The 6,672-nt window shown below is 47.0% G+C and carries 7 protein-coding genes; 3 read left to right on the top strand and 4 right to left on the bottom strand.

Translation table 11 applies throughout. From position 1 onward, the window contains the following. Positions 1-1,148, top strand: a 1,148-nt coding sequence (locus HKN88_08620) for an FAD-binding oxidoreductase (protein NNC98122.1), incomplete at its 5' end; no start/stop codon positions are given. A gap of 47 nt (positions 1,149-1,195) precedes the next feature. Here HKN88_08620 and HKN88_08615 read toward each other — a convergent pair. Beyond that, positions 1,196-1,798 (bottom strand): DUF899 family protein, encoded by a 603-nt coding sequence (locus tag HKN88_08615; protein NNC98121.1) that lies wholly within the window; start codon positions 1,796-1,798, stop codon positions 1,196-1,198. 27 nt (positions 1,799-1,825) lie between these two features. Further along, positions 1,826-2,467 carry a carbonic anhydrase gene (locus HKN88_08610; protein NNC98120.1) on the bottom strand — a complete coding sequence of 214 codons (642 nt, stop codon included), beginning with the start codon at positions 2,465-2,467 and terminating at the stop codon, positions 1,826-1,828. 163 nt (positions 2,468-2,630) lie between these two features. Between HKN88_08610 and HKN88_08605 the strand changes: the two genes are divergently transcribed. Then, positions 2,631-3,998: a hypothetical protein gene (locus tag HKN88_08605; GenBank protein ID NNC98119.1), complete on the top strand. Its 1,368-nt coding sequence runs from the start codon at positions 2,631-2,633 to the stop codon at positions 3,996-3,998. A gap of 14 nt (positions 3,999-4,012) precedes the next feature. Here the strand turns inward: HKN88_08605 and HKN88_08600 are convergent, their stop codons facing one another. Continuing rightward, complete coding sequence (locus tag HKN88_08600; protein ID NNC98118.1) at positions 4,013-5,158, bottom strand: ferredoxin--NADP reductase; 1,146 nt, start codon at positions 5,156-5,158, stop codon at positions 4,013-4,015. Between the two features lie 92 nt (positions 5,159-5,250). On the opposite strand from HKN88_08600, the gene HKN88_08595 reads away from it, so the two are divergent. Further along, complete coding sequence (locus HKN88_08595) at positions 5,251-5,886, top strand: hypothetical protein (protein ID NNC98117.1); 636 nt, start codon at positions 5,251-5,253, stop codon at positions 5,884-5,886. A 52-nt stretch (positions 5,887-5,938) separates the two neighbouring features. Here HKN88_08595 and HKN88_08590 read toward each other — a convergent pair whose 3' ends face one another. Continuing rightward, entirely contained in the window at positions 5,939-6,658 is a 720-nt protein-coding gene (locus HKN88_08590; protein ID NNC98116.1) for a hypothetical protein, read from the bottom strand. Positions 6,659-6,672 lie beyond the last annotated feature (14 nt).

The raw sequence follows: 6,672 nt of genomic DNA, 5'->3' as shown, positions 1-6,672 counted from the left end.
TCGATTTGATGGATGAGATTGCTGTAATTTCAGATAATGCCATCAAGCTAAATCGCAGCGGGTATCTTCTGGCGAGTCGCAACAACACGATTGATGATGTGTACGGCCTGGATCAAAACCTGATCCGTGAATACAGCGACAAAAGTATATCCAAATATTCAAACAGTCTAGATACGCTCTGGAGCGAGGTTCCTGACGCCATAGATGTACTGCAAAACCGCGCACACATTCAACAGCTTTATCCGCATTTGAGTAGTGAGATCAGCAGCCTGATCCATATCCGCAAAGCCGGTGACCTTGATGGCCAGGCGCTGGGACAATTTATGTTGCAAGCAGTTAAAACGAGTGGCGCTGCCAAGCTGCGCTACAAAGTCACGGATATACAACATTCAAACGGTTTTCAAATTGCATTAAGTGATGCGCAGCAGACCCAATCCCTGCATGCCGATTATGTAATAAACGCGGCGGGCCCTTTTGCGCACCAAATTGCAAATATGCTGGGCCAGGAATTACCCCTGGAAAATCTCTATCAACAAAAAATATTATTCGCCGATGAAGTGAATGCCGTTCCACGTACGCAGCCTTTTGTGATCGACATTGACAAACAACATCTCGACTGGACTGAGGAAGAACGTGCATTACTTGAACAAGATCCCGATTCAATCTGGCTAACCCGGGAAATCGGCGGAAGTGTGCACTGCCGTCCGGAAGGCGGTGACAAGGCCAATTGGGTCAAACTGGGATGGGCCTATAACACGCGCCCAAGCGAACCCGCTGAAGACCTGATGAATGACACAGCCTTTGATCCAAGTTTTCCAGAAATTGTCATTCGCGGCGCCTCGAATCTAAACCCCGCACTAAAACATTATCTCGATAAAATGCCGTCAAAAATGACGCATTACGGTGGTTATTACAGTATGACCGAAGAGAACTGGCCCTTGATCGGGCCACTGGGGGTCGAGAATGCGTTTGTGGTCGGGGCACTCTCGGGCTTTGGTACCATGGCGGCCTGTGCGGCAGGGGAATTGTGTGCAAACTGGGTATTGAACGCAGACTTAGCGGACTATGCAAAAGATCTAAGTTTGTACAGGTATTCGGACGAGAAGTTGATGAAAAATATCCGGACCGCCAATAAAGGAGTTTTGTAATACGCCTACTGCAGCGATTGAATACTGGATCAAGCTTATCTTAAGCATCACTCATTCAAATTCTGGCCGCCATCATCCATGGTCCCCGGTTTTTGCCAATAACGATATTGTGGTGTCCAGTTTGTTTCACTCATTCCAGCCAGGTTGAGCAGATCCCAGATTGAGCAATAATTATCACCGGGTCCGAAATATGCCGAGTTTTTACGGTAGATCTTTCCGTCTTTACGCTCGTACACCACCACACCAGGCATATTTTTTTCACCTGGCACGACCGTTTGCTCTTGAATGTATTCGCCGCCACCGTGTGACGCCAGACGGAATCGCCAAGCACGTGAGTTGGCAAAGTCGCGTTGCACAGCCGGTGCATCTTTCGAGACCAGTGCAACGGATAAGGCCGACTCTAGATGCGGTAAAAAGCCGTTAAAGCCGTCTGCCCATAAAGTGCAATAACGACACCCCTGCCCCATGTTATGAATCAACAGTAATGAGTCTTTATCGCCAAACAGATCCGACATTTTGACCTCGCCCTCAAGACTTGTGAACTGATAATCATTCACTTCGTCACCGATATGCCCGGCTTGCAAGCTGGATAATTCCTGCTTGAGATCAAAAATTTGTTTCTGAATATCCTGAATTTTTTGCGTTGACATATTGCACCTCCAGAAGTGAGCTAATAATCAGCGATTTCCGCCGAGGTCATATACCTCACGGACACTGTCGAGTTTTGCTAAGAAATCAATGTCCAGATCTTTGAGTAAACCCGTGGAAACGTCAAAGATCCAGCCATGCACCTGCGGATAGCCACTTTGCAAATAGGCGTTTTGTACAACCGCGGTTTTAATCACATTAAAGGCCTGTTCTTCCACATTGAGTTCGACCAGACGTTGGTAACGATCACTCTCGTCCGTCATTGCGTCCAGTTCATCATGGTGTAATCGATACACATCCCGGATATTGCGTAACCACGGGTTCAGAACACCCATATCCAGTGGTTGCATAGCCGCTTGTACGCCACCACAACCGTAATGGCCGCACACTACAATGTGTTTAACTTTAAGATACTTCACCGCGTATTCGATCACCGACATCGCGCTAAGATCCGAATTACTGATCACATTGGCAATATTTCGATGCACAAAAACTTCACCCGGTGTAGCGCCCATCATGTCTTCAGCGGTTACCCGGCTGTCGCTGCAACCAATGTATAAAAAATCGGGATCCTGGCCCTTGGCCAAATGGGTAAAAAATTCCTGGTCATTGGCCTGTTTAGTAGCTGCCCATTGCTTGTTATTGGCAAATATTTTCTGATACGGCGTCATATGTTTCCTGTCGCTGGGGTCAATGTGAGCTCATAGTATACGCATTCAACAGTCACTATTCACCTATTCAGTACTTGTAATACCTTTAATGGAACAAGCTTGCATCCGCATGGTCTTAGTTATAATGTTTAGAATCTTAAGTCAATTCCTGTGCTTGATAATCTTGCTCTCAGTTGCCCACGCGGCATCGGCGGTCGAACATCACATTGACTTGACTTTTCCCGAGTCGCTTGACTATGTTGAGGTTGAAATTCGCTTGGCTTATCCAGTACGTAGTCTAAAAGCCCGTAATGCGTATTCCGACCTGTTCCTCAGATTCCCGCAAGCCTGTGATTCCAGTGAAGCGATCGATTATCGTGATTCGCGCTTGTATCTTTATCGTTCTGTCACTTGCCTGAATTACCGCATGCGTCTTTTGCAAAAACAGGATCGCAGAGCTTTTTCCCTGAACTCGACAACCATGGTGAGCACACCGGCGGAATGGTTGTTTTTACCCGGCTTGCGAGCCAGTGACAGTGTTTTGATCACGGTTAAAAAGCATGCTCAACACGAGTTGTCGGTACCCTGGGAAGTTATTGACGCAGGCAAACAAACGTATCGCCTGCGCGCCTCACCGCAAAGTGCGGATGGCTTGGTGATCATTGGCGCTTTTGAACAAGATTATATTCAGCACAAAGGCACCACATTACGAGTCGCGTATTTACCCGGCCGCAAGATCGACAAACCGACCATGCGCGACTGGTTGCAACAGACCGTGGACAATGTCAGTCAAGTTTATGGTCGTTTTCCACACCCGAGTCCGCAGATCATTGTGTCACCCAGTGCATCATCCTGGTCTCGACAGCGTTCACCGGTACCGTTTGGGCGTGTGGTGCGCGATTATGGCGAGTCGGTACAGTTTTATATCGATCAACGCCAATCACTGAAACAATTCAATGCCGACTGGACCGCCACGCATGAGTTCAGTCATTTGCTGCTGCCTTATGTGAAATGGAAGAACCGCTGGCTTTCCGAGGGCTTTGCAAGCTATTACCAGAATATTCTCATGGCACGTAATGGTTTTTATACCGAACAAAGTGCCTGGCAAAAATTGCACGATGGATTTATGCGCGGTAAACGCGCGGTACCCGAACTTTCACCCAATGCCGCGGCACAAGGTAGTTGGGGCGGCACCATGAAGATCTACTGGAGCGGCGCTGCTTTGGCATTTTTGGCGGATGTGCAATTACGTGAACTAAGTAATCACACAAAAAGTCTGGACACCGCGTTGGATGCCTTGCAACGCTGTTGCCTACCATCCACCCGCAGCTGGTCCGGTTCGCAGCTGATGCGTAAACTCGATCAACTCAGTGAGACCACTGTATTTAGCGATCTCTACACACGATATGCCAACAATGATGAATTTGTACCATTTGAACAGGCCTATGCAAAACTGGGAATTGAGATCAAAAATCAAAAAGTGGTTCTAAAAAGTGAGCCAAAATACCGCAAATACAGGGCATCACTACTAGAGAAAAAAGAGAATAATTGATTCCACAGACTTGATTAAACCGCGTCGTAATCCACCTCAAGTTCAGCGGTTAGCGCTTCAGCCTGACAGGTAAGAATATAGCCTTGTTCAAGTTCATCGTCACTCAAGACTGCATTACTGCGTAATTTCACTTTGCCTTTTTTACACAGGGCCTTACAGGTTGCGCACACACCCGATTCACAGGCGTAAGGCACAGACAATCCTTCATCAATACTGGCGCGTAGAACCGTTTCACCTGCTGGCAGGTCGAAGGTTTCGGTGTCACCATCCAGAGTGACGGTTAGTTGCGTGGTGAGTAAGTCAGACGTTTCCGAGTTATTATTGGCAGAAACTTCATCCCGGGTAGCGCTACTGGCTGCATCAGCGGCAGCGAAATATTCATGATGGATATTACTTTCTGACACGCCTATTGATAATAAGGCGGCTTCCAATTCAGGGATCATTTGTCCCGGGCCACAAATATAATGATGCGCCTGGTTAAAGTTTGTATCGGTCTGTGCAAGCTTTAGCAATTTATCAACGGTAAAGTCACCTGGCTGAGCTTCGGTATCATGAGTTTCTACTTGTTTATTACCAAAAAATTTCCCAAATAAGCCTTTGCTTTCGGTTGTTTTTGCGTCAGTGTAATGATGGGTTAATACAAAACGCTCGGAATAAGCATTTTCAAGCGCTTGTAATTCCTCATGAAAAATAACTTGTTCGCGATTGAAATTTCCGTATTGCATATTAACCTGACAGTTCTCATGGCCTTGCAACAGGGTTTTGAGAATCCCAAAGATCGGGGTTACCCCACTACCGGCAGCGTATAAATACACTTTGTCAGGTACTGCATCCGGCAATACAAATTGACCCAAGGGTGGCATGGCTTCGAGAATGTCATTAACCTGCAGGTCATCCACAAAATGGTTGGACACTTTTCCCTGAGCGACCTTTTTCACTGTGACCTGCAAGGGATCGGAATTATATTCGGAACTGTTGATGGAATATGAGCGACGCAACTCCTGGCCATTATGATTCACTTTAAAGGTCAGGTATTGTCCGGCTTTGAATCGATAAAGTTCCTGCAGATTATCTGGTACTTCGAATTCCAGACTGCTGGCTAATTCAGTGCGTTTGATTATTTTGGCTATCCGGAGCGGATGAAAATGTCGGTCGGTCATAATTTTTGTTTTTTTTGCGTATAAGTCTTGGAATTGATCCACAGAGGGGTCATTATAGAGCATCTGCATGCATCGTGGTCTGGAGCAAAAACATGAGTGACAAAACCCCAAAACATTTTCACGGCAAACATATTGACGTCAGTTTTGATGCAGGGATCTGTTCCCACGGGGGTGACTGTGTGCGCAATTTACCAGGGGTGTTCGATCTCAAGGCCAGACCCTGGATCAATCTTGAGGATTGCGATACCGCAGCTGTGATTAATGCGGTCAGACAATGCCCGAGTGGCGCGTTGCAATTTCACGAGGCCTGTGACCAACAAGTGTCGATTCGCGTGGTAAAAGACGGCCCATTACAAGTACGTGGCAACGTATCCGTGAAGGAGAACTACAATTCCGAGGGCACACAGCATCAACGTGTCGCTTTGTGTCGATGTGGTCTATCCAAGAACAAGCCTTTTTGCGATGCACGACATATGAAAATCTTTAAAGACTCCGGCACTTTTAACAAAGTTCCTGCAGGTACCTCAAAACAGGAGGCCGCTGAACACGCGAATATTATTTGTGTGGAAAACGGGCCATTCATGTGTCGGGCAACGGTTGATGTGATCGCAGCCGATGGTCAAACCCAACGAGTTATAGATCCTGCCTTATGTCGTTGTGGTGAATCGCAAAATAAACCCTTCTGTGACGGTAGTCACAACAAGATCAATTTTGACAGTAGCAATTAATGCGGTATTACCGGGCACGCCTGTCCAGGACACAGGATGGACAATGAAATACTTAGTAAAAGCCCGGTAAGACAAAAAGCATGCCTTCCGCGATTGCGTCATCGGTTTTGATGAATTCCAGACGGGTAATATCCGAACACATCACCCCGTCACCAGCGGAAATACTAATTGTTGAGTCGCCATCGCAAAGATCCAACTTGCCTCTTATGACATGCACATAGGCTTTGTGGTGGTCCGCGGCACGCGCCAGATAAAAATAACGATTCTGGTCCAGATGAAAACGATATATCTCGGATTCCTGGTTTAAAAACATCGCTTCATCGCGCGGCATGTGTGAAGCTACTAACTGAAAATTCGAGCTCGGCTCAATGGAACGCTGTTGGTAACCCGGGCGGATATTGATCTGATTGGGAATGATCCACATTTCCAGAAATTCCAGCATCTCTGTTTCTGAACCATTGCTTTCGCTATGTTCGATTCCCGCCCCCGACGCCATTAATTGAAAATCACCGGCTGGTACAATTTGTTCAGTGCCCAAGCTATCGGTATGCACCAATTCACCTTGCGTGACATAAGTCAGAATTTCCATGTTCACATGCGACTTTTCGCCCAGACTGACGCCTGGTTTTACACTGACGGCATTCAGCGCCTGTAAGACCGAATACCCCATACGCGTGTGATTAAGATAGGTCCCAAAACTGAAACTGTGCAAACTGGTGTGATGGTCCGAGTCAGATTGACCACGTTCGGTGCCAGGGAGTATTGCCAACATTATCTATATATCAC

Source organism: Gammaproteobacteria bacterium (assembly GCA_013001575.1).
Classification (GTDB): Bacteria; Pseudomonadota; Gammaproteobacteria; order Steroidobacterales; family JABDMI01; genus JABDMI01.
Note: the sequence above shows the minus strand (reverse complement) of the source record. Positions and strands in the feature narration are given on the sequence as shown.